Source organism: Afifella sp. IM 167 (assembly GCF_020144925.1).
Taxonomy (GTDB): domain Bacteria; phylum Pseudomonadota; class Alphaproteobacteria; order Rhizobiales; family Afifellaceae; genus Afifella.
Window position 1 is genome coordinate 465512 of record NZ_NSLC01000001.1, and the last position, 21889, is coordinate 487400.

At 65.7% G+C, this 21889-nt stretch carries 21 protein-coding genes; 10 read left to right on the plus strand and 11 right to left on the minus strand.

Annotation, left to right across the window (positions count from 1 at the left end; genetic code table 11):
- The first annotated feature begins 4 nt into the window (after nt 1-4).
- Together CLD20_RS02275 and CLD20_RS02280 are read left to right on the plus strand one after the other, a co-directional pair.
- Nucleotides 5-568 (plus strand): MarR family winged helix-turn-helix transcriptional regulator, encoded by a 564-nt coding sequence (locus CLD20_RS02275; protein WP_224404965.1) that lies wholly within the window; start codon nt 5-7, stop codon nt 566-568.
- 143 nt (nt 569-711) lie between these two features.
- Nucleotides 712-1185 (plus strand): Rrf2 family transcriptional regulator, encoded by a 474-nt coding sequence (locus CLD20_RS02280; RefSeq protein ID WP_224404966.1) that lies wholly within the window; start codon nt 712-714, stop codon nt 1183-1185.
- Nucleotides 1186-1245: 60 nt separating this feature from the next.
- Here CLD20_RS02280 and CLD20_RS02285 read toward each other — a convergent pair whose 3' ends face one another.
- The 3 genes from CLD20_RS02285 to CLD20_RS02295 form a co-directional block, all read right to left on the minus strand.
- Nucleotides 1246-4329, minus strand: a complete 3084-nt coding sequence (locus CLD20_RS02285) for an efflux RND transporter permease subunit (protein ID WP_224404967.1) — start codon at nt 4327-4329, stop codon at nt 1246-1248.
- Nucleotides 4326-5429, minus strand: coding sequence for an efflux RND transporter periplasmic adaptor subunit (locus tag CLD20_RS02290; RefSeq protein ID WP_224404968.1), 1104 nt, complete (start codon nt 5427-5429; stop codon nt 4326-4328). The genes CLD20_RS02285 and CLD20_RS02290 overlap by 4 nt, the downstream gene beginning before the upstream one ends.
- A 122-nt stretch (nt 5430-5551) precedes the next feature.
- Nucleotides 5552-8074 (minus strand): PAS domain S-box protein, encoded by a 2523-nt coding sequence (locus CLD20_RS02295; protein ID WP_370636760.1) that lies wholly within the window; start codon nt 8072-8074, stop codon nt 5552-5554.
- Nucleotides 8075-8273: 199 nt separating this feature from the next.
- On the opposite strand from CLD20_RS02295, the gene CLD20_RS02300 reads away from it, so the two are divergent.
- Nucleotides 8274-8546, plus strand: coding sequence for a DUF1289 domain-containing protein (locus tag CLD20_RS02300; RefSeq protein ID WP_224404970.1), 273 nt, complete (start codon nt 8274-8276; stop codon nt 8544-8546).
- 131 nt (nt 8547-8677) lie between these two features.
- Here the strand turns inward: CLD20_RS02300 and CLD20_RS02305 are convergent, their stop codons facing one another.
- The 3 genes from CLD20_RS02305 to CLD20_RS02315 all read right to left on the minus strand — a co-directional run bounded on the left by CLD20_RS02305 (nt 8678) and on the right by CLD20_RS02315 (nt 10519).
- Nucleotides 8678-9157: a Dps family protein gene (locus CLD20_RS02305; protein ID WP_224404971.1), complete on the minus strand. Its 480-nt coding sequence runs from the start codon at nt 9155-9157 to the stop codon at nt 8678-8680.
- 57 nt (nt 9158-9214) lie between these two features.
- A complete protein-coding gene (locus CLD20_RS02310; RefSeq protein ID WP_224404972.1) occupies nt 9215-9772 on the minus strand; it encodes a hypothetical protein in 558 nt (185 codons plus the stop codon).
- Nucleotides 9773-9958: 186 nt separating this feature from the next.
- Complete coding sequence (locus tag CLD20_RS02315) at nt 9959-10519, minus strand: PilZ domain-containing protein (RefSeq protein WP_224404973.1); 561 nt, start codon at nt 10517-10519, stop codon at nt 9959-9961.
- A 200-nt stretch (nt 10520-10719) separates the two neighbouring features.
- Here CLD20_RS02315 and CLD20_RS02320 point away from each other — a divergent pair, with 200 nt between their 5' ends.
- Both CLD20_RS02320 and CLD20_RS02325 read left to right on the plus strand, forming a co-directional pair.
- Entirely contained in the window at nt 10720-11667 is a 948-nt protein-coding gene (locus CLD20_RS02320) for a hypothetical protein (RefSeq protein WP_224404974.1), read from the plus strand.
- Between the two features lie 3 nt (nt 11668-11670).
- Nucleotides 11671-13701, plus strand: a complete 2031-nt coding sequence (locus CLD20_RS02325) for a CocE/NonD family hydrolase (RefSeq protein WP_224404975.1) — start codon at nt 11671-11673, stop codon at nt 13699-13701.
- 4 nt (nt 13702-13705) lie between these two features.
- Here CLD20_RS02325 and CLD20_RS02330 read toward each other — a convergent pair whose 3' ends face one another.
- A complete protein-coding gene (locus tag CLD20_RS02330) occupies nt 13706-14719 on the minus strand; it encodes a hypothetical protein (protein WP_224404976.1) in 1014 nt (337 codons plus the stop codon).
- A gap of 120 nt (nt 14720-14839) precedes the next feature.
- On the opposite strand from CLD20_RS02330, the gene CLD20_RS02335 reads away from it, so the two are divergent.
- Nucleotides 14840-15793 carry a 2-hydroxyacid dehydrogenase gene (locus CLD20_RS02335; RefSeq protein ID WP_224404977.1) on the plus strand — a complete coding sequence of 318 codons (954 nt, stop codon included), beginning with the start codon at nt 14840-14842 and terminating at the stop codon, nt 15791-15793.
- A gap of 22 nt (nt 15794-15815) precedes the next feature.
- Here the strand turns inward: CLD20_RS02335 and CLD20_RS02340 are convergent, their stop codons facing one another.
- The 3 genes from CLD20_RS02340 to mnmA all read right to left on the minus strand — a co-directional run bounded on the left by CLD20_RS02340 (nt 15816) and on the right by mnmA (nt 17891).
- The gene (locus tag CLD20_RS02340) at nt 15816-16247 is read right to left on the minus strand and encodes a phage holin family protein (RefSeq protein WP_224404978.1); all 432 of its coding nucleotides are present in this window, start codon (nt 16245-16247) and stop codon (nt 15816-15818) included.
- Between the two features lie 7 nt (nt 16248-16254).
- The gene (locus CLD20_RS02345; protein WP_224404979.1) at nt 16255-16623 is read right to left on the minus strand and encodes a DUF883 C-terminal domain-containing protein; all 369 of its coding nucleotides are present in this window, start codon (nt 16621-16623) and stop codon (nt 16255-16257) included.
- Between the two features lie 122 nt (nt 16624-16745).
- Entirely contained in the window at nt 16746-17891 is a 1146-nt protein-coding gene (gene mnmA / locus CLD20_RS02350) for a tRNA 2-thiouridine(34) synthase MnmA (RefSeq protein ID WP_224404980.1), read from the minus strand.
- A 159-nt stretch (nt 17892-18050) separates the two neighbouring features.
- Between mnmA and CLD20_RS02355 the strand changes: the two genes are divergently transcribed.
- The 3 genes from CLD20_RS02355 (at nt 18051) to CLD20_RS02365 (ending at nt 20360) form a co-directional block, all read left to right on the plus strand.
- Nucleotides 18051-18326: a DUF1153 domain-containing protein gene (locus CLD20_RS02355; RefSeq protein WP_224404981.1), complete on the plus strand. Its 276-nt coding sequence runs from the start codon at nt 18051-18053 to the stop codon at nt 18324-18326.
- A 120-nt stretch (nt 18327-18446) separates the two neighbouring features.
- Complete coding sequence (locus tag CLD20_RS02360) at nt 18447-19373, plus strand: aminotransferase class IV (RefSeq protein ID WP_224404982.1); 927 nt, start codon at nt 18447-18449, stop codon at nt 19371-19373.
- 219 nt (nt 19374-19592) lie between these two features.
- On the plus strand, nt 19593-20360 hold the full coding sequence (locus CLD20_RS02365) for a sulfotransferase (protein ID WP_224404983.1): 768 nt from the start codon (nt 19593-19595) through the stop codon (nt 20358-20360).
- Between the two features lie 12 nt (nt 20361-20372).
- On the opposite strand, the gene CLD20_RS02370 is transcribed toward CLD20_RS02365, so the two are convergent.
- A complete protein-coding gene (locus CLD20_RS02370) occupies nt 20373-20750 on the minus strand; it encodes a flagellar export protein FliJ (RefSeq protein WP_224404984.1) in 378 nt (125 codons plus the stop codon).
- A 397-nt stretch (nt 20751-21147) separates the two neighbouring features.
- Here CLD20_RS02370 and ctrA point away from each other — a divergent pair, with 397 nt between their 5' ends.
- Entirely contained in the window at nt 21148-21849 is a 702-nt protein-coding gene (ctrA, locus tag CLD20_RS02375) for a response regulator transcription factor CtrA (protein WP_224404985.1), read from the plus strand.
- Nucleotides 21850-21889 lie beyond the last annotated feature (40 nt).

Genomic DNA, 21889 nt, shown 5'->3' on the forward strand with positions numbered 1-21889 from the left:
TTTAATGCATCTCGGCCGCAGACGCCGCATCGAAGAACGGAAACTTCGAAGACGTATGCGGTGGGAGGTGGCTCTGTTGGAGATGAAAGATCGGGAGAAGGAGCAGGCTCCTCTTCCGCGGAGCGCCACGGCAGCCGATTGCGCGGCAGCTGTCCAGTCGCTCACCCGCGCGGCAAAGCTGTGCCGCGCATGGCTCGGCATCGAGCTCTCCCATATCGGGCTGCATCCGGGGCAGGACGGACTCCTGCGAGAACTGCGAGACACGCCGAGCACGCCGGGGCAGCTTGCCGCCTCTTTGCAGGTGCGCCCGCCGACCATCAGCAAGATGATCGAGCGACTGGAAAGCACCGGTTTCGTCGCGCGTGAACACGACCGCACCGACCACCGGCGCAGCAGCATCCGTCTGACGGAAAAAGGCGAGCAGGCTCTCAGCGCCATCGATTCGGCTTGGGAAAGGCTCGCCTCCATCGCGGGGCGAGCCCTTTCCACCGACGAGATCGCCAGCACGACCTCGGCGCTTTCCGCCATCGAGGACAATCTCGCGCGCGCCCTCAGCCGCATTCGCTAGGACCCCGAAGAAAATCAAGCCGACCGATGCAACGTAAGGTCGCAGGTATTTGACCCGCATCCCGTTGACGGTTTCCTCTTGCGGGGCATATTGCTGTGCTGGCTCGCTGTCTCAGCTGCGGGCCAGGGAAAACCGGGAAACGCATGCGCCTCACCAAACAGACAAGCCAGGCCCTGCGGATTCTCCTGCATTGCGCTCGCGTCCGGCGGCTGACCAATGCGGGCGAGATATCGCGCACGACACTGATCACCGAGCACAACGTCGCCAAGCTGGTAGCGCTTCTCGTGCAGGGTGGTTTCCTCAAGACCATGCGCGGCCGCACCGGCGGCGTGCGTCTGGCGCACGCGCCGGAAGAAATCCGACTCGGCGATGTCGTTCGTCTGACCGAATCGACCTCCATGGAGGCCGATTGCTTCGGTGAGCCGATCGACTGCTCGATCCGCCCGCTTTCCCCGGTCAACCGCATCTTCAGCCAGGCGCTGACGGCCTTCACCGAAGTCCTCGACCAGCACACGCTCGCCGACCTGATGGTGCGCCATCCGGCCCAGGCAGGCGAGAGCTCGATGGAAGCCGTGCTGGGCCTCACCGAGCCGGAGCTGGCCGACCGCCAGGCCTGAGACTGCCCGGCCATCATCTGAGAAGATCAGGAGCTTGAAGGGCGCGCCTTGCGCGCCCCCTCAGGACCGCGAGGGAAGTTCGGCCTCGAGGCGCTTCTCGACCGCGCCGCGCGGTTCGGTGAAGCGGGCGAGAAGGTCGTAGAGCACCGGCGTCACCACCAGCGTCAGCAGCGAGGCGAGCGCCAGCCCCCCGATGATGACGACGCCGATGGCACTGCGCGATTCCGCCCCCGCGCCGGAGGCGAGCACCAGCGGCACGGCGCCGAGGATGGTGGAGATCACCGTCATGATGATCGGCCGGAAACGCAGGATCGAGGCCTCGATCACCGCCTCGCGCACTTCCTTGCCCTCGTCGCGCAGCTGGTTGGCGAATTCCACGATCAGGATGCCGTTCTTCGCCATCAGCCCGACGAGCAGGATGATGCCGATCTGGCTGTAGATGTTGAGCGAAAGGCCGGCGAAATAGAGTGAGTAGATCGCACCGGCGAAGGCGAGCGGCACCGACAGCATGATGACGAGCGGGTGCACGAAGCTCTCGAACTGGGCGGCCAGCACCAGAAAGACGATGAGGATGGCGAGACCGAAAGTGACGGCCACGCCGCCGGAGGTCTCCAGATATTGCTGCGACTGGCCGGAGAAGGCGATGCTCGCTTCCGGCGGCAGCGTCTCGGCCGCCGCCTCGCGGATGTAATCGATCGCCGAGCCGAGGTCGTAGCCATCCGACAGCGCCGCCTGCAGGGTGATGGAGGGCAGCCGGTCGTAGCGGTTAAGTTCAGGTGCGGCGGCTCTTTCCGACAGGCGCGTCAGCGCCACGAGCGGCACCAGCGTCTGCCCGTCGCCCGAGCGCACGAAGATGTTGCCGATGTCGGAAGGCTGGCTCCGGTCGCTCGCCTGCGCCTGGACGATCACCGGATATTCGCGGCCGCGGTCGACATAGGTCGAGACCTCGCGAGAGGCGAGCATGGTCTGCAGCGTGGAGGCGACCGTCTCCACCGAGATGTCGAGATCGTCGAGCTTTTCACGGTCCAGGCGGATATCGACCTGCGGCTGGTTCTCCTCAAAATCGACCTCCGGGTTGCGCAGGCCCGGATTTTCCTTCGCCTTCTCCAGGAGCGCGTTCGCCCATTCCTTCACGCTGTCGAAATCCGGACCGCCGATGACGACGGAGAGCGGCGTGCGGTTGCCGCGAAGCCCGAGGCCAGAGGGCGTCACCGGAAAGCCGCGCGCGCCGATCACCTTGCCGACGGCGGGGATGATGGCGCGCTGCACCTCGGTTTGGCTACGGCTGCGCTCCTCCCAGGGAGCGAGGCGGACGATCACGAAGGCCCGGTACGGGCGCCCGCCGGATCCGACGATCGAGTAGATCGTGTCGGCGTCGCCGCTTTCCAGAAGCGGCTGCAGCTCCTTTTCCAGGATGCGCACTTCCGAATCCGTATAGCCGGTGGTGGAGCCCTGCGGCGTCGTCAGCGGGATGAAGACGATGCCCCGGTCTTCGCTCGGCGTCAGCTCGCGCGGCAACTCCTGGTAGAGAGCGATGCCGCCACCGGCGATGACGAGCGCGACGAAGAGGACGACGAGCGGCATGTCGAGAGAGCGCCGCAGGAGGGCGCCGTAGGCTTCGCGGAAGCGCGAGCGCCGCGCCGGCTTGCCGTCTTCGCCGGTGCCGCGATGGCGTTTGAGGAGCCGCGAGGCGAGCACCGGACACAAGGTCAGCGCCACGAAGGTGGAGATGGCGACGGCGCTCGCCATGACGAAGCCGAATTCGGTGAAGAGCCGCCCGGCCTGCCCCTTCAGAAACGAGATCGGCACGAAGACGGCGATCAGCGTCAGGGAGGTGGCGAGCACCGCAAACGTCACCTGCCGCGATCCCAGGAAGCTCGCCACCATGGGCGATTCCCCCTCGTCGATGCGCCGCTGGATGTTCTCCAGAACGACGATCGCATCGTCGACGACGAGGCCGATGGCGAGGATGAGGGCGAGCAGCGTCAGGACGTTGATGGAAAAGCCCAGCGCCGAGATGAGAATGAAGCAGCCGATGAGGGAGACGGGAATGGTGACGGCCGGCACCAGCGTCGCGCGGATGGAAAGGAGGAAGAGAAGGATGACGAGGACGACGAGAACGAGCGAGATGCCGAGCGCGATCAGCACCTCGCGGATGGAGGCGCCGATGAAGACGGCATCGTCCGAGCCGACGGTGATCTGCATGCCTTCCGGCAGCGTCGGACGGATGCGTTCCAGCTCCGCCTGAACGGCGCGCGAGATGGCGATCGTATTCGCCTGCGACTGGCGCGAAATGCCGAGGCCGACCGCCTCGGCCCCGTTGGAGCGCACCAGCGTGTTGTCGTCCGCCACCCCGAGCGCGACCTGCGCCACGTCCCTGAGACGTACCGGATACCCGGCGACGCGATCGACGACCATGTTGGAGAAGGCGTCGACATTGGTCAGCCGGCTGTCGATCCGCACCGCGAGAAGTCGGTTGCGCGATTCCACGTCGCCGGCCGGCAGCTCCAGATTGTTGCGCTTGATGGCGCTTTCGACATCGGCGACGGTGAGGTTGCGGGCCGCCAGGGCCTCGCGGTCGAGCCAGATGCGGATCGCATAGCGCCGCTCGCCGAAGATCTCGACATTGGCGACGCCGTCGAGCGTTGCCAGCCGGTCGACGAGAAAGCGATCCAGATAGTCGGTGATCTGCGCCCCGCTCATGCGCGAGGAGGTGACGGCGAGGCGGATCACCGGATCGGCGTCGGCGTCGTTCTTGACCACCTGCGGTTCGTCGACGTCATCCGGCAGCTGCCCGCGCACGCGCGCGACGGCGCTCCGGACATCGTTTGCCGCCTCGTCGATATTGCGGCCGATGACGAACTCGATGGTGGTGCGGCTGCGCCCGCGCCGGCTTTGAGAGCTGATCGACTTGACGCCCGAGATGCCGGCAACGGCACCCTCGATCGTCTCGGTGATATCGGTGTCGACGATCTCCGGCGCCGCACCGGCATAGGTCGTCGTCACGGTGACGACGGCCGTGTCGACATCCGGCAGCTCCCGGACGGGAATGCCCAAGAGCGCGGCAAGGCCGAAGACGACGATCAGGATGGAGGCGACCGCCGCGAGCACCGGCCGCTTGATCGAGATGTCGGAAAGGATCATCCGAGGCCGCCCGAGCCGTCCTCCGGCTCGGCCGCATCCTTGATCGGCCGGATCTGCGAGCCGTCCCGCAGCTGCTGGATGCCGCGGGTGACGACCTTCTCTCCATCGGAAAGGCCTTCGGCGACTTCCACCATGCCCGAACGCCGCTGCCCGATCTCCACCAAGCGACGGCGTGCCGTCTCGCCGTCGGCCACGAAGAGGAAGGAGCCTTCGCCCTCCGCCATCACGGCCTCTTCCGGCACCAGGACGACGACGCGCTTTTCCAGAACGACGGCGAGGTTCATGAACATGCCCGCCGGCAGGGCAAGATCGGAGTTCGGGATGGCTGCGCGGACCTTGAAGGATCGCGAAGTGCCGTCGACCCGGCTGTCGATGGCGACGATCTTCCCGCTGAAATCGCGGCCGGGAAAGGCGACGCTTTCGGCACGCACCGGCAGGCCGGTCTTCACCTCGCCGAAGACCGTTTCGGGCAGGGCGAACTCCACCTCCACGGAAGAAAGATCGTCGAGAGTGGTCACCACCGTCTGATCGTCGACCCGCGCGCCGAGATCGACGCGCTTGAGGCCGGTGATGCCGCCGAAGGGAGCGCGCACGGTGCGGTCGTCGAGGCGCCGCTGCGCACGGGCGAGCTCGGCCTCGGCGGTAACGCTCGCGGCCGTCAGGGTCTCCAGCGTGGCGGCGGTGACGGTTTTTGACTCGCGCAGCGATGCGGCACGCTCCAGGGCCCGCGCCGCCTCAAGCCGCTTTGCTTCCGCTTCCTTGAGATTGGCCGCCTCGATATCGTCGTCCAGGTGAAGCAGCGCCTCGCCCTTCTCCACCTTTTCGCCGGACTCGAAGCTCAGTTCCGTCACCCGGCCGGAGGCGAGAGGCACGATCTCGACCGATCGCTGCGCCCGCGTGGTGCCGACCGCCTCCAGCGTGCGCTCCATCGGCGAGGCCCTTGCAACGGCGAGTTCGACGGGAATGGCCGAGGGCCCGCGCGCCGCGCGCGCGTCGCGCGCCGGGCTGTCCGGCTCGAGCCAGTCATCGACCAGTTGGTAGCCGCCGAAAATCACGACGGCGGCAATCGCGATGCCGACCACCTGCTTCAGGAAGGTCAAAGAGCGGTACCCCGCACGCAAGACAAGGAAAACGCGCCACGCCTGCCGAGATCGGGCGCGTCAGAATCCCATTCTAGATGCCTGGGGCAAAAGGACGAACTTAAATTTCCGTCAGATGCCGATCAGGCTCCGCCGACGCCGAGTTCATTCAGCACCGAGGCAAGGCCGCGTCCGTCATATGGCTTGCCGAGCACCTTCACACGCGGATCGTGGTCGTATTGCGCCTCAAGCTCGGCGACCGAATGTCCGGTGGCGAATATGATCGGCACGGATGGCGCAATCGCTCTGAGCTCGACCGCCAGCTCCTTGCCGTCGCGGTCCGGCAGGCCGAGATCGACCATGATCGCGCCGAACCGGTCGGGCTGCTCCACAAAAGTGCGGATGGCATCCTCTGCATTGGCCGCCGTCTCGGCTTCGTGGCCGAGCTCCTCCAAAAGGTCGACCGCAAGGATGGAGATGAGGACCTCGTCCTCCACCACCAGGATGGTCCGGGCGGTGCTTGCCTCCTTCGCCTTGCCACGGCTGGCATCGCGGCTCCGCAGGAGAATTTCGCTGACGCGCTGGGCCAGCACCGCGTTCTGGAACGGCTTGCGCAGGATCTCCGCATCCGGATGCATGCCCTCGTCGTCGCCGAAGACGTCATGGGCATAAGCGGTGGCGAACAGGACGCCGAGTTCGGGCCTCAGCTCCTTGGCGGCCTCGGCAAGCTCGCGCCCGTTGAGGCCGCCCGGCAGCCCGACATCGGTGAACAGGAGATCGACGGGCGTGCCGGCCCGCAGAACGGAGAGCGCCTCCGCACCGTTTCCGCAGCTGATGACCACATAGCCGAGCTCTTCCAGCAGCGAGGTCGAATAGCGGCGCACATCCTCGTCGTCCTCCACGACCAGAATGGTCTGCACGCGGGCTGCATCAGCCATCGGCGCGGTCGGCACCGGCTCGATCTTCGCCTCTTCCGGCATCGCTGCGGAGCGGCGCAGGAAGAGGCAGACCTCCGTTCCCTGTCCCACCTTCGAATTGAGCGTGATGCCACCTTCCGACTGCTTCAGAAAACCGTAGACCTGAGAGAGGCCGAGGCCGGTCCCCGCACCAACCTCCTTGGTGGTGAAGAAGGGGTCGAAGGCGTGCTGCAGCGTATCCTCGCTCATGCCCGAACCGGTATCCGCGACGCAGATGCAGACGTAGTCGCCTCCCTCCATGTCCGGATCGAGGTCGCTCGCCCGCGGCTCCGAAACCGAACGGTTGACCGTCTGGATGGTGAGCACGCCCCCTTCCGGCATGGCGTCGCGCGCATTCACCGCGAGGTTGAGGATCGCGCTTTCCAGATGATTGACGTCGGCGAGGATCGGCCAGGCGTCTTCGGCAAGTTCGGTCTTCAATTCGATGGTTTCGCCCAGGGTGCGGCGCAGCAGATCGACCATCTCCGTCACCAGTCGGTTCGGATCGACGGGCTTGGGTGCGAGCGGTTGCCGGCGGGCGAAAGCGAGCAGACGTTCCGTCAGCGTCGCCGCGCGCTGCGCGCCGCGCATGGCGTTTTCGGCCGCGCTCTTGATCCGCGAAAAGTCGATCTCGTCCTTGTCGAGGCGCCGCAGGAGCGCCTCCAGGTTACCGGAGATGACGGTCAGCAGGTTGTTGAAGTCGTGCGCGACGCCACCCGTGAGCTGGCCGACGGCCTCCATCTTCTGGGCTTGCCGGAGCGCTTCCTCGGCCTGCTCGCGCTCGGCGATCTCCTTCAGGAGCTTCTCGTTCGCCGCCTGCAGTTCCGCCGTGCGCTCCCCGACGACCTGCTCCAGCTCCTCCTGGCTGCGTGCCAGGGCCTGGCGGGCCGCGATCTGATCCTCAATGTCGGTGCAGGTGCCAAACCAGCGAACGATTTCGCCATTGCCGTCTTCATAGACGGGAAGTGCGCGCGCAAGGACCCATTGATAGTCGCCGTCGCGCCGGCGCAGGCGGAATTCGTACTCGTAGGGCTCGCCGGTCTTCAGCGCCTCCTGCCAGGCGAGATGCGCCTTCGGCCAATCCTGCGGATGGACGATGGAGCGCCAGTCCCGGGCATTTTCCCATTCCGAATGGCCGGTGAATTCAAACCAGCGCTGGTTGAAATAATCGTGGCGCCCGTCGGGCAGGCTGGACCAGACGATCTGCGGCATGGATTCGGCGATCGTACGGAACTTCGCCTCCGAACGGCGCAGCTCCTCCTCTGCCAGCCTGCCTTCCGAGATATCGATGTTGAGGCCGGTGTAGCCGAGGAAAGTCCCACCCGTGTCGAACCGGGGAGCGCCCTCGCACCGGTACCAGCGGATCGCTCCGTCCTTGTCGATGAAACGCACTTCGGTCCTGAAGGGCTGATGCGTGGCGAAGGCCGTCATGAAAGCGGCATAGAAGCTGGGAAGATCTCCCGGGACCATCACCCGCTGCCAGCCGTCTCCCAGCATCTCGGTCGCGGTCACGCCGAAAACGGTCTCGTAGTGGCGGTTGGCGAAGATGATTCGACCTTCCGCGTCGCTCACCCAAATGAGCGCCGGCGCACTGTCTGCGATCCTGCGGAAACGCGACTCGCTCTCTGCAATGACCACTTCTGGTTCCGACTTCCGTTCCCTGCAGCCTGCTGCCGCCTTCGCCCCGCCTTTTCGCTTGGCGTGTCCCACAAACCCTGTCAACAGCGGGCGCGACGATGACAACTTTGCCGGCAAAGTCGGTTAACGCACGGAGGCCGCTTCGGCTCCCTGGCCGCGGGACGCTTGACGTGGCGCAAGGAACGACAAATCTGTCAGGCTAGAATGCCAAGGTCGGCTGGTTGCGGACCGCGCGGCAATTCCGATTTCCCCTCACCGCTTACGGATCGTCATGAGCAAGACCTGGAAAGAAGCGCCCTCGCCCTGCATCGATGTGTGCAAGTACAAACGCAAGGGGCGCTGCATCGGCTGCTCGATGACGAAGGAGGAGAAGTCGCTTTTCAAGCGGCTCGACCAGAAGGCAGACAAGAAGGCCTTCTTCCGCGAAATCGTTGCACGGCTGGAGGAGCAGCGCGGCCTGGGTTTCTGGGCCGTCGCCTATCGCAAGAAGTGCGAAAAGCGCGGCGTTCCCTGCCCGCTCGACAAGTTGACGGTCGAGGCCTGACAGCGGCGGAAGTCGCCCGCTCTCATCCCACCTCTCTTGCAGGCAGCATGCATAAAGGGCCGGCGCTTTCGCACCGGCCCTCGCCGAATTCCAGAGCCGCGGCGACCGGAGCCGCGCGGCGGAAAGCCTCGTTACGCCGTCTTGCCGAGATGGGCGCGCAGCATCCAGGCGAACTTGTCGTGCACGGCCACGCGCTCGGTGGCGAGGTCGTTGGTCGCCCAGTCGCCATGCTTGTCGGCCACGGAGCAGAGCGCCGAAAGCGTCGAAGAGAGCGTCTCCTGATCGGCGAGCATCGCGGCGACCATGTCGTTGTCGGAGGCATGCCCATCATGCTCGTCGACGGTGCTGCGCTCCAGATACTTGGAATACCGGCCCTCGGCATGCGCATCGAGCGCCTTGATCCGCTCGGCGAGGTCGTCCATCGCCTCGAAATGGTCCTCGTAGATCTTCTGGAAGAGGTCGTGCAGCGGCCCGAAAGCCATGCCCGTGACGTTCCAGTGGAAATTCTGCGCCTTGCTCATGACGACCGCCGTCTCGGCGACCGCCTGCGTGAGGCCCTCGACGATATCCTGCTTCGCACCCGGTTCAATTTTCGCTGCAACCAGACCCATTTCGCCCTCCATTTTTCCGTTCGGCATCGGCCAGTGACTAATTAGAATATCTCTAAACTAGCGCTTCGCATCGGCGTCTTCAAGACCTTGAAGCGGCAGAGCGAGCGCGAGACCACGCGACAAAAAGCGCAGCCAGCGGTGCCCTTCAGGGCGCACCCGCCAGGCAATTAACGCACGAGCCCCGGCTTCATCTCCATCGCGCCATGCACAAATAAGTCGCGCCAGCCAGATCTCGTCCTCCGAGAAGGCGGCGGCGCCCGGCCGGTAGAAGGTGAGAGGCCGCCTTGCCTTGCTTGCAAGCGCGCGGAAGAAGGCGATGGCGAATCGCTCAAGCGATACATCCTCCTCGCCGGCGAGCAGGAAGCAGGCGCGTTCGATATCCGTCTGCGAGGACAGGAGGCTCTTGAGCACGAACCAGCGGATGCGCTCCATCTCCTCGGCCTCGGCGGGCGAGAATTTCGGCGCATGATCCGTAAGTGGGCCGAAGCTCTGGCAGGCGGGAAACGGCAGGACGTTGGTCTCGCCCGCATGGCTCTCGGCCGCGGCACGCCGGGCGGCGCCCATCCTCAAATGCGGTCCTTCGAAGCCCATGCGCCCCCTTGCGGTGGTCGCCATCGCCGCGGCGACAGCCTCACCCTGAACTTCTTCTAAGTTAGAGAAGCCGCCGGCCTTTTCAAATGCCGCAAGGCCGCATCGACGGCCCGCGCGCGCACCACCCCACAACAGGACAATCCGGGAGGAAGATCGGAATGAAGAGCGGCGGAGCTTGCCCCCGCTTTCGTGAGCAGAGCGCGCCCGGGACTAGAGGTGCAGCAGCTCTTCGATCTGTGCACTGGTCATGCGCCCTCGGTGGAACTGCACGCCCATCCGTGTACCGCGCCGCCAGGCGATCTCGCAGGTGATGGCGATGTTCGCCTTCGGCACGGCGAGGACCACCTCACCCCCCAGTGCCATCGCCTCCTCGCATTCGAGCTGCGCCCCGTTGGTCGAAAGGTCACGGATGATGCAACGGCGCACTTCGCGATCCTGCGCCACGATGAAGGCGTCTATGGCTGTCGACAGACGCACCGCGCCGCGCCGCCGCTCGATGAGCGAAAGGCCGGGTTTGGGCGCGCCTGCCGCGTCGCGACGGCCGCCGGCCGGAAATTTCGCGATGTTCGTCCCCGGATTCTTGTGAAGGAGAAAAGGTGGCGGCGTGTGCGGCGCGGGCTCGGCCTGCGCATCCGTTCCCGGCAGCCATTCTACGGCCGCCGCGTTTGCCGAAGCAGCCGTTTCCGCTGGCTTGTCCCCGCCGAAAGATGTCGTCCCGCCTGTCAGCGGTTTTGCACTGTACATGCGTTTCCTCGTCGCTTGCTTGTGCAAGATACGTCGCCTGCACGCTAGCGCCGGAAGATGAGGAGATTCTTACCGGCAAGCACGGATTGCGAAGCGTCGGACAGAGAATCGCAGAATGCTTTCCGTTTCCTTCCGTGAAACGAATAAACTCGGCTCGGGGCCGTGGCATTTCGCCCGGCAGCGCGTTAATCCCGAGCATCGAGGGGCCCGTGCACCCGGAGGAACGAATGCCGATCTGTGAAGCGGATCCGTGGCGCCTGCAGTATTTCGAGGGCATTCCGTGTCCCGAGGATGTGAACGTGCCGACCGAGGACGGGGATGCCTGGTCCTGGTTCCCGCAGCACAAATGGCTCTACAACAAGCTCGCCGTCGCCGAGAGCCAGGGCATGCTGTGCGGCCCGCACGGTCTGGAGCCCCCGGCCTTCCCCGTCTTCTCCAAGCCCGTCTTCAACATGCGCGGCATGGGCACCGGCAGTCGGGTCTTTCGCACGGCGAAGGAATACAAGGCCTTCCAGCGCCCGGGTCATATCTGGATGCCGCTGCTTTCCGGCGAGCATGTCTCCACCGACATCGCGGTGGTGAACGGCGAGCCCGTCTGGTGGCGCCACACCACCGGCGCGCCGCTCGAGGGCGGCATGTTCGACTACTGGACGGTGCTGGCCGAGGACCGGCCCGAGATCGAGGAATACGTCGCGGCCTGGCTGCGAAAGAACCTCGCCACCTACACCGGCATGGTCAATGTGGAGACGATCGGCGCCAAAATCATCGAGGCGCATCTGCGATTTGCCGATCAGTGGCCCGACCTTTACGGCGGCCGCCCCTGGGTCGAGGCGCTTGTGCGCCTTTATGCCGAGGGGCGCTGGGACTTTGACGATTCCGGCCGGCGGGAGGGATATTCCGTCGTCCTGTTCGGCGGCCACGGACTGCAATACCGCCACCCGCCCGCCTCGGTGCTGGAGGAAATCCGCGCCGAGCCGGAGGTGACGAGCGTGCAGGTGACGTTTCACGAGGATCGCCCGCCTTCCTGGCATTCCATGCCGCCCGGCGGCTTCCGGCTTGCCATCGTCAACACCTGGGACCTGGAGGCCGGCCGCCGCGCCCGCGAGAAGCTGGCGCTGAGCTTCTGGTCGACGCAGCAGCTCCTGCCCAAGCGCGGCCGGCGCAGCGGGAGCTGAGGCATGGCCCCCTGCCTCGACGAGACGGGCCTGGCCGCGATCGAGGAGATCGAGAACGTCTTCATCGCCATGCCGGACGGCGCGCGCATCGCCGCCCGCCTGTGGCTGCCGAAAGACGCGCCGGCAAAGCCGGTGCCGGCGATCGTGGAGATGATCCCCTACCGCAAGCGCGACTTCATGCGCTCGCGCGACGAGCCGATGCACCGCTATTTCGCCCTCTGCGGCTATGCGAGCGTGCGGATCGACCTGCGCGGCTCCGGCGATTCCGACGGCTTCCTCGACGACGAATACTCGGCCCAGGAACACGCCGACGCGCTCGCCGTGATCGAATGGATCGCCGCGCAGGAATGGTGCTCCGGCGCAGTCGGCATGACAGGCATCTCCTGGGGCGGCTTCAACGCCCTGCAGGTGGCGGCACTACGTCCTCCGGCGCTGAAGGCGATCATCACGCTGTGCGCCTCCGACGACCGCTACGCCGACGACGCGCATTACAAGGGCGGCTGCCTGCTGAACGAGAACATGCAGTGGGGCTCGATCCTCACCTTCTATAATGCGCTGCCGCCGGACCCGCAGATCAGCGGACCGGGCTGGCGCGACACCTGGCGCCACCGCATCGAGCAGGTTCTCCCCTACCCCGCCGTGTGGCTGCGCCGGCAATGGCGCGACGCCTACTGGAAGCATGGCTCGGTCTGCGAGGATTATTCGGCGATCGAATGCCCGGTCTACGCCATCGGCGGCTGGGCCGACGGCTACACCAACGCCGTGCCGCGCCTCCTGGAAGGTCTTTCATGCCCCTGCAAGGGGCTGATCGGCCCATGGGCGCACACATTCCCCCATAACGGCATTCCGGGCCCCGCCATCGGCTACCTGCAGGAGGCGGTCCGCTGGTGGGACCACTGGCTGAAGGGCATCGACGCCGGCATCATGGACGAGCCCGTGATGCGCGCCTGGCTGCAGGATTCGATCCCGCCGCAGCCGCAATACACCGTTCGCCCCGGCCGATGGATCGCCGAGAGCGAATGGCCGAGCCCCCGCATGACGGCGAAAAAACTCTTCCTCAACTGGGGCTATCTCGCGCCGCAGGCGGGCGAGGTCCACGAGGTCCCCTTCTCCTCGCCGCAGACGCTGGGCGTGCGCGCCGGCGAATGGTGCGGCTTCGGTTCCGACGGCGAGGCGCCGCGCGACCAGCGTCCGGACGATGGCGGCTCGCTCGTCTTCGACAGCGACGCCCTGGAGGAACCGCTCGATCTGTTCGGCGCACCCGAACTGGAGCTCGACGTGAGGTCGGACCAGCCGGTTGCCCTCCTCGTCGCGCGGCTCTGCGACGTCGACGAGACCGGCGCCTCCTCGCGCATCTCCTACGGCGTGCTCAATCTCGCCCACCGCGACAGCCACGAATTTCCCGAGGCTCTGACCCCGGGAACCTGGTACCGCGTCCGCATCAAGCTCGACGACCTCGGCCAGCGCCTGCCGGCAGGCCATCGTCTTCGCCTCGGCCTTTCCACCGCCTACTGGCCGCTCGTCTGGCCGAGCCCGCAGAAGGCCGCGCTGACGGTGCGCACCGGCACCGGCACGCTCTCGCTTCCCGTCCGCCCGCCGCGGCCGGAAGACGCCGATCTGCGTCCATTCGAGGCGCCGGAAGAGGCCCCCGGCACGCATCACCAGAAGCTCCGCCATCTCGATATGAGGCGCGTCCTGGAGATCGACCTTGCAACCAACGAGATGATCTACACGCTGAAGGGCGGCGAGTTCGACGCCTCCATGGCACGCATCAACGAGATCGACCTCGATCTCGGCTACACGCTCTTCAAGCGCTACCGCATCGCCGAGGACGACCCGAATTCCGCCCAGACGGATCTGCAGCAGAGCGCCATCCTGAAGCGCGGCGACTGGTCGGTGCGGGTGGAACTGAAGACGAGCCTTTCGGCGACCCCGGCCTTCTTCATGTTTTCCGGAGACCTCGAAGCCTTCGAGGGCGACATGCCCTTCGCCTCGCGCCACTGGGCGCTGTCGATCCCCCGCAAGCTCGTCTGAGCGCTCAGGCCCCGCCCCCGATCCGCGCCTCGGCAGCCTCCACGATCATCTCCAGCATGCGCGGATAGGCGATCCCGGCAAAGGAGGCCATGAAGGCGAGCTTGCCGTCATTGGCCCAGGCAGGGTTCGGATTGGTTTCCAGGAGCTTCGGCCGCCCGTCCGCGGCGCAGCGGAAATCGAAGCGGCCATAGTCGCGCAAACCGAAGCGGTGAAAGAGGCGCTTGGCCCAGCCCTCCAGCCTCTCGCGCACCTCATCCTCGATCTCGGCCCGCCGGAACCTGATTTCCGTCCAGTAAGGCGAGCTTGGATCGGCCTTCGATTCGAAGGAAAGGATCGGGTTGAGCCCCTCCGGCAGGCGCGAGAAGTCGACCTCCAGCGGCGGCAGGGCGCAAAGCTCCGTTTCCGGATTGCCGATCAGCCCCATCCCGTATTCGGGGCCGGGCAGGTATTCCTGCCACAGCACGTCCGCCCCGGGCAGGATTTCGGCGAGAAAAGCGAGATAGGCCCGGGCCTCCGCCGCATCCCGCACCACCGAATGCTGGGTGATGCCGACGGAGCCGTCCGCCTGGTTCGGCTTCAGCAGCGCCGGGAAGATGTCGGGAATCTCGCCCATTCCGCCCGGCAGGAACGCCTCGCGCGGCACCTCCACGCCGAGCGCCTCGGCGATGAGGCGCACCGCCTGCTTGTCGAAGGCCGTCACCATCGCCTGGGGCGGCGCCCCCGTATAGGCGATGCCGTGAACCTCCAGGAATGCCGGCAGGTGCAGCTCGAAGCGCGGCCGGTTGAAGAGCCCCGTGTCGCAGAAATTGACGACGAGATCGGGCCTGGCGGCCAGAAGCTTCTCCAAAAGCCCGTCATGGGCATTGAAGACGGTGATCTCGAAGCGCCCGAGCGATGAGAAAGCCTCCACCATCGCGGAGTGCGCGGCGAAATCCTCCGCGCCATAGGCATGGCCGAGTTTGGTTGGATCGGGCGCATGGTGGTCGCCGGTGACGATGGCAAGCCGTTTTACAGCCAAGCTTTTCCTCCCTGCCAGCGACGCAATCCGTCTCGCCTGCCCGCGCCGTCCACCTTGCTTCGCGGGCGAGCCGCGTCAATGATGCCGCACCCACCGTCCTGCAATCCATCAAGAGGCGTCATGAAGCCCGATATTCTCGTCGTGAACCCGCATATGCCCCACGTCCTTGCCGCGTTGGAGGAGGCCTTCACCCTCCACAACCTTCACGGCGCCGAGGACCGGGCGGAACGGATGAAGGAGCTCGCGCCGAAGATCCGCGGACTTGCCTCGACCGCCTTTTCGGCCTGCGACCGGGAGCTGATCGATGCCCTGCCGAACCTTGAGATCATCTCCCATCTCGGCGTCGGCTACGACACCGTCGATGTCGGCCATGCCCTCTCGCGCAACATCACCGTCACCCACACCCCGGACGTGCTCAACGACGAGGTCGCGAACACGGCGATCCTGCTTCTTCTCTCCGCCGCGCGCCGCTTCGTGGAATACGACCGCTATGTGCGCGATGGGCTCTGGGAAAAGGAGGGCAACCCGCCGCTGACGCACGGCATCGCCGGACGCAAGATCGGCATCGTCGGCTTCGGCCGGATCGGCAAGACGATCGCGGAAAAGCTGAACGCCTTCGGCTGCGAGGCCGTCTACCACGGCAGGCACGAGCAGACCGACCAGCCCAACCGGTACTATGCCGATCTCGCCGAGATGGCGCGCGATTGCTACGCCCTCATCGTCGTCACGCCGGGCGGGGCGGAGACGCACCACCTCATCTCCCGCGAGGTGATCGAGGCGATCGGGCCGGATGGCGCTCTCGTCAATATTGCGCGCGGCCCCGTCGTCGACGAGAAGGCCCTCATCGCCTGCCTTCAGGACGGCAGCCTCGGATACGCCGCCCTCGACGTCTTCGAGGACGAGCCGCATGTGCCGGAAAGCCTGAGGAAGATGGACAATGTCGTCCTCCAGCCGCACCAGGGCAGCGCCACGGTGGAAACGCGGCGTGCCATGGGCGACCTGGTGGTCGACAATCTGAAAGCCTTCTTCTCCGGCAAGGGGCCCCTCACGCCTGTGCCCGAAATGGGGCGCTGAGGCAGAGCGAGCCCGCTCGCTCCTACCGGCGCCTTCCAAGAAGCACGCCGATGATGAGCGCGACGCCGGCCGCCTGCACCACCGGATTGGCGAGCGGCGAGCCGCTCTCCGTCAGCGAGCGCTGCACCCGGCGATAGGCATGCTCGGCCCCGGCCGAAACTTCCCGCATCGGCTTTTCCACCGCGCGCGACTGCTCCCGCCGCGGCCTGAGCGCCAGGATGAGCACGATGAGCCCGATGACGAGCAAGGCCCCCGCGATCGCACCGGCGGAGATGAGCGGCGTCCAAAGACCCGACAGGAAGATGTGGAGCGCCGCCAGCCCGTAGCCGATAGCGAAGAGAAGGATGACGAGGGCGATGGCCGCCAGCACCGCCTGCATGACGAGCATGCGGATGCGGCGGCGCAGATTGGCGACCCCGTAGGCGAGGCTGATCGATGACAGCAATCGGAACATGGGCGCCTCAGCGGCGCGAGATGGCGCCGATCAGGAAACCCAGCCCCACCGCGATAAGCACCGCCGTCAGGGGATTACGGCTGATGGACTGGGAGAAATCGTCGGTGAGCGCCTGTGCCTCGGCCAGCGCGGCATCGGCCTGTCGCTTGCCCTCGCGGCGATAATGATCGGCACGCTCGCTGAAGACTTCTTTGCCTTCGCGCGCGCCGGTGCGCAGCAGGTCGCTGATGCGGGTGGAAAGTTCCGCCACGTCGGCCTTCAGCGTCTCGAACTCGCGGTTGAGATCGCTGCCGAGCGCGTCGGCCTTCTTCTCGGTCTCGGTCTTGCCCTTGCCGCCGACTGCGGCGCCGGTGGCGGGTGCGGAATTGTCTGCCATGGAATGCTTCCGTTCGTTTGGTTGAGTGCGTGCTCAGGTAACGTGGCGATCCAGGCGGAGTTCCAGGGATTGCAAGCTTTGCCGCGAGCCCGGCTCAACACAGGGAGTTGACGCTGCGGTACTCACGCCGCGCGGGCGCGCTCGCCTTCTTTCGCGGCAGCAATGACACCGCCGCCGAGGACGCGGGCCTCCCCATCGGCGCTGTCATAAAGGACACAGGCTTGCCCGGGTGCGACGCCTATCTCGCTGTCGGCGAGCACCACGGAAGCCTCCCCGGCTTCCATGAAGAGCTGCGCCTCGACCGGCGGACGCGTGGAGCGCACCCGCGCCCAGACGCGCCTGCCCTTTTCGTCGGGAGCGGTCGTATCCAGCCAGTTGAGACTGCGCAGATGGAAGCGCTGCGTCGCCAGCGCCTCACGCGGGCCGACGACGACGCGGGACCGGGTGGCGTCGAGGCGCACGACGAAGAGCGGCTCGGGGGCGGCGATGCCAAGCCCGCGCCGCTGGCCGACCGTGTAGTGCATGACGCCCTTGTGGCGGCCGAGGACGCGCCCGTCGACATGGACGATGTCGCCCTCCTCGACGGCGTTGGGCTTCAGCTTCTCGATGACTTCGCTGTAGCGGCCGGTCGGCACGAAGCAGATGTCCTGGCTGTCCGCCTTGTCTGCGACGGCAAGGCCCATCTCGGCCGCGATCTCCCGCACCTCGGCCTTGGAAAGGTCGCCGAGCGGAAAGCGCAGGAAATCGAGCTGCTCCTGCGTCGTCGCATAAAGAAAGTAGCTCTGGTCGCGCTCCGCATCCGCCGGACGGAAGAGTGCCCGCCGTCCCTCGGCCGCCCGCGAGCGCACGTAATGTCCGGTGGCCATCGCCGCGGCGCCGAGCTGTCGGGCCGTGCCGAGGAGGTCGGCGAACTTCACAGTCTGATTGCACGCAATGCACGGGATCGGCGTTTCGCCGGAAAGGTAGCTCTCGGCGAAGGGCTCGATCACCGCCTCGCGGAAGCGGTTCTCGTAGTCGAGCACATAATGGGGAATGCCGAGCGCGGCGGCGACACGTTGCGCATCCTGGATATCCTGGCCGGCGCAGCAGGCGCCGGAGCGGTGGGTGGCTGCGCCATGGTCGTAAAGCTGCAGCGTCACGCCGATCGTATCGTAGCCGGCCGCCTTGACGAGCGCCGCCACGACCGAAGAATCAACCCCGCCGGACATGGCAACCAGTACGCGGTTACCGCTCCGAGGGCCGGGCAGGTCGAGGTCCAGATCCAGCATGGCCTTTGGTTGCAGCGACCGGAAGCGGCTGTCAAGCTGTTGTTGTTTCTCCATAAAACCTGCCGATCTCTTTAAGATTTTCGAAACAGACACTTAGGCGCTTGTTAAGCCGGACAACCTATAAGCGGGATTGTTGGTGAGTTAGTGCAAGAGTCTGCCATGCCCGAGCATGTTCGACCACGGGTGAAATATGTGATCGGCCCGGACGGAAGTCCGCTGACTATCGCCGATCTGCCTCCGCCCAATACGAAGCGTTGGGTCATCCGCCGCAAGGCCGAGGTCGTCGCCGCAGTCCGTGGCGGTCTTCTCAGCCTCGACGAGGCCTGTTCCCGCTATACGCTGACGGTGGAGGAATTCCTCTCCTGGCAGATGTCGATCGAATCCCACGGCCTTGCTGGCCTGCGCACCACGCGCATCCAGCAATATCGCCACTGAAACTTGCGGCGCCTCGACAGGCGCCGCCGGGGCGATACCGCCCCGCCTTCCCGCCCGGCTTGACATGAGGCCCGGCCTGCCGCTCTGACGGCATGTCCAATCCAGCCTGCGGCGAACCTCATGAGCACCGGCACCCACGAATACGCCGACGATCCGCGCAACGCCGAGATCCTGATTTCCGTCAACGGCGCGCTGAAGAAGCGCGCCGAAGCGGTCGTCTCGGTGTTCGATTCCGGCTTCATCCTCGGCGACGGCGTCTGGGAGGGCCTGAGGCTTTCCGACGGCGCCATCGCCTTCCTCGACGGCCACCTCGACCGGCTCTTCGAGGGCGCCGCCGCACTCGACCTTGATATCGGCCTCTCCCGCCAGGAGCTGACGGCCCGCATCGCCGCCTGTCTCCAGGCGAACGGCATGCGCGACGGCGTGCATATCCGCCTGATGGTGACACGCGGCATCAAGGCGACGCCTTACCAGGATCCGCGGGTGACGATCAGCGACGCCACCATCGTCATCATCCCCGAATACAAGGCGCCCAAGCCGGAAATCGCCGAAAAGGGCATTTCCCTCTTCACCGTGCATGTGCGGCGCACCGGCCCGGCCGAGCAGGACCAGAAGATCAACTCCCATTCCAAGCTCAACTGCATCCTCGCCTGCATCCAGGCGACCAAGGCGGGAGCCGACGAGGGATTGATGCTCGATCCCGACGGCTTCGTCGCGACCTGCAATTCCACCCATTTCTTCATCGTCCGGCGCGGCGAGCTCTGGACCTCGACGGGCGATTACTGCCTCGGCGGCATCACCCGCGGCGAGATCATCAACGCGGCGCGCGAAGCCGGCATCGCCGTGCGCGAAAAGCGCTTCTCGCTGACCGACGTCTACGGTGCCGACGAGGCATTCGTGACCGGCACTTTCGCCGGGCTTGTCCCCGTGCGCGAAGTGGATGGAAGGCAGATCGGCGCTGTCCGCCCCGGCTTCACGCCGATCGTTCCCCGGCTGCGCGAACTCTACAAGGAGCGCGTGAAGGCGCACGCCAAGCCGCTCGTCTGATGGAGATGGCCGGCGGGTTAACCCAAACTTAGCCCCGCCCTTCTATCACGCGAGCGTGAGCTTAGGCTCGCACATGGCCTGATGGGGGAACGGCTACCCGTTGGTGGTGCAACGCCAAATATCTGCGGTTCAAGTCCGCGGTCAGGCCTCCAAAACTCTTGCCTTCCGCAGCCCTGCCGGGGCACAGCCGGTCTCGACCGGATGAAGAAGGCAGCCTCCATGAGCGAGATCGCGACAGACCGGGCCGGCGGGCACGAGCCCGTGCGCATCGCCATGTGGTCGGGCCCGCGCAACATCTCCACCGCGATGATGCGGGCCTTCGAGAACCGCGACGATTGCGCGGTCTGGGACGAGCCCTTCTATGCCGCCTGGCTGGAGCGCACCGGCATCGATCATCCGATGCGCGAGGAAATCCTCGCCGCCCACGAGACCGACTGGCGAAAGGTCGCCGAGCGCGCCGCGGCTCCCGCGCCGGATGGCAGCCCCATCTTCTATCAGAAGCACATGACCCACCACATGGTGGAAGGGATCGGCCGCGACTGGATGGGCGCCTGCCGGCATGCCTTCCTCATCCGCCACCCGGCGCGCGTCCTCGCCTCCTATGCCAGGAAGCGTGCCGACCCGGTTCTGGCCGATATCGGCTTCGTCGAGCAGGCGGAACTCTTCGAGATGGCGAGCGAGCTTTGCGGCAGGCGGCCGCCGGTCGTCGATGCGGATGACCTTCTCGCTGATCCGCGAGGGATTTTGACGGCGCTATGCGCGGCGCTGGAGATTCCGTTTTCGGAAAGGATGCTCGCCTGGCCGGCGGGCCGGCGCGAGAGCGACGGGGTCTGGGCGGAGCACTGGTACGACGCGGTATGGCGGTCCACCGGCTTCCAGCCGGCGCAGCCCGCGCCCGTTCTTGGCGAACCGCGCCTCAGGCAGGTGGAAGCTGCGGCCCTGCCGATTTACGAAAGGCTGGCCGCCGAAAGGCTCCGTGCCATCTAGGCCGAGAAACCTTCAGCTTGCCAGGCGACCCGGACGCGGGGCCACGGCGGGACCGGAGCCGGTTTCGCGGCCGTGACGGCCCTCCTCGCGCTCCAGGTCGGCGACGGCCGCCTCGAGCGCGGCGTTCGCCGCCTCGCGCTGACTCTCAAGGTCACGCACGGATACGAGAAGGTTGTCGCGGCGCTGCCCGGCAGCACGCGCAAAGGTCGAATAGGCGAAGTGCTTTTCGTCCTCGATCCCGGTACGACGCTTCTCTGCGGCGATCTCATGTTCCAGGTCGGACGCCATCCGGCTGAACTCCTCGATCATGGTATCGATCTGGCCCAGCCGGCGCTTGCAATCCTCGACGACGAAACGCTTTTGACGAATGGCGGCATCCCGCGACTTCATACTCAATACTCCCCAGCCCCGAGGGCCGCACGGCGCGCGTGCATGACCCGCCACCGCACGGCGGTAACCGTTCGTTTACGACTGGCGTTAATGATAGGGAGCAGGACTTAAGGCACGGTAAACCCGAAATGGTGGATCGGTCCTTTGTCCACCGGCCCGACGCCGGGGAGCATCCACGTCCCGGGGGTCGGTATCGAACCGTTTCTAATCGCAGGTGACTCTACGGAATCGGAATGGAATCAATCTCCTACAGAAATTTGCTGAGCCTTCACCCTTGCCGGCCGCGCAAAGAGTCTGTTAACCATTCCGACGTAAATGTGGTCGCAGTTTCACCTGCTCGACCAGGGCATCCAATGCGTAACGGCGGACGACGCAGAAGGGGCTAAGGGGGATTGGCATGCGTGTTCTTCTAATCGAGGACGACAGCGCCACAGCGCAATCGATTGAGTTGATGCTGAAGTCTGAAAGCTTCAACGTCTACACGACCGATCTGGGTGAAGAAGGCGTCGACCTCGGCAAGTTATACGACTACGACATTATTCTTCTCGATCTCAATCTGCCGGACATGACCGGCTACGATGTCCTGAAGCAGCTTCGTGTCGCCAAGGTAAAAACACCGATCCTGATCCTCTCCGGTCTCGGGGGCATCGAGGACAAGGTGCGCGGCCTCGGCTTCGGCGCCGATGATTACATGACCAAGCCGTTCCACAAGGACGAGCTGGTCGCGCGCATCAACGCCGTCGTGCGCCGCTCCAAGGGCCACGCGGAATCGGTGATCCAGACCGGCAACCTGCGGGTGAATCTCGACACCAAGACCGTCGAGGTGAGCGGCCAGCGGGTGCATCTGACCGGCAAGGAATACCAGATGCTGGAGCTGCTCTCGCTGAGGAAGGGCACCACGCTGACCAAGGAGATGTTCCTCAATCATCTCTATGGGGGCATGGACGAGCCGGAACTGAAGATCATCGACGTCTTCATCTGCAAGCTCCGCAAGAAGCTCGCTTCCGCCACCGAGGGCGAGAACTACATCGAGACGGTCTGGGGCCGCGGCTACGTGCTGCGCGAGCCCGACCACGAGGAATTCCGCGAAAGCGCCTGAGGCTCGTCTGCTCCGGACGAAAAAACGGCCCGGCACCTCT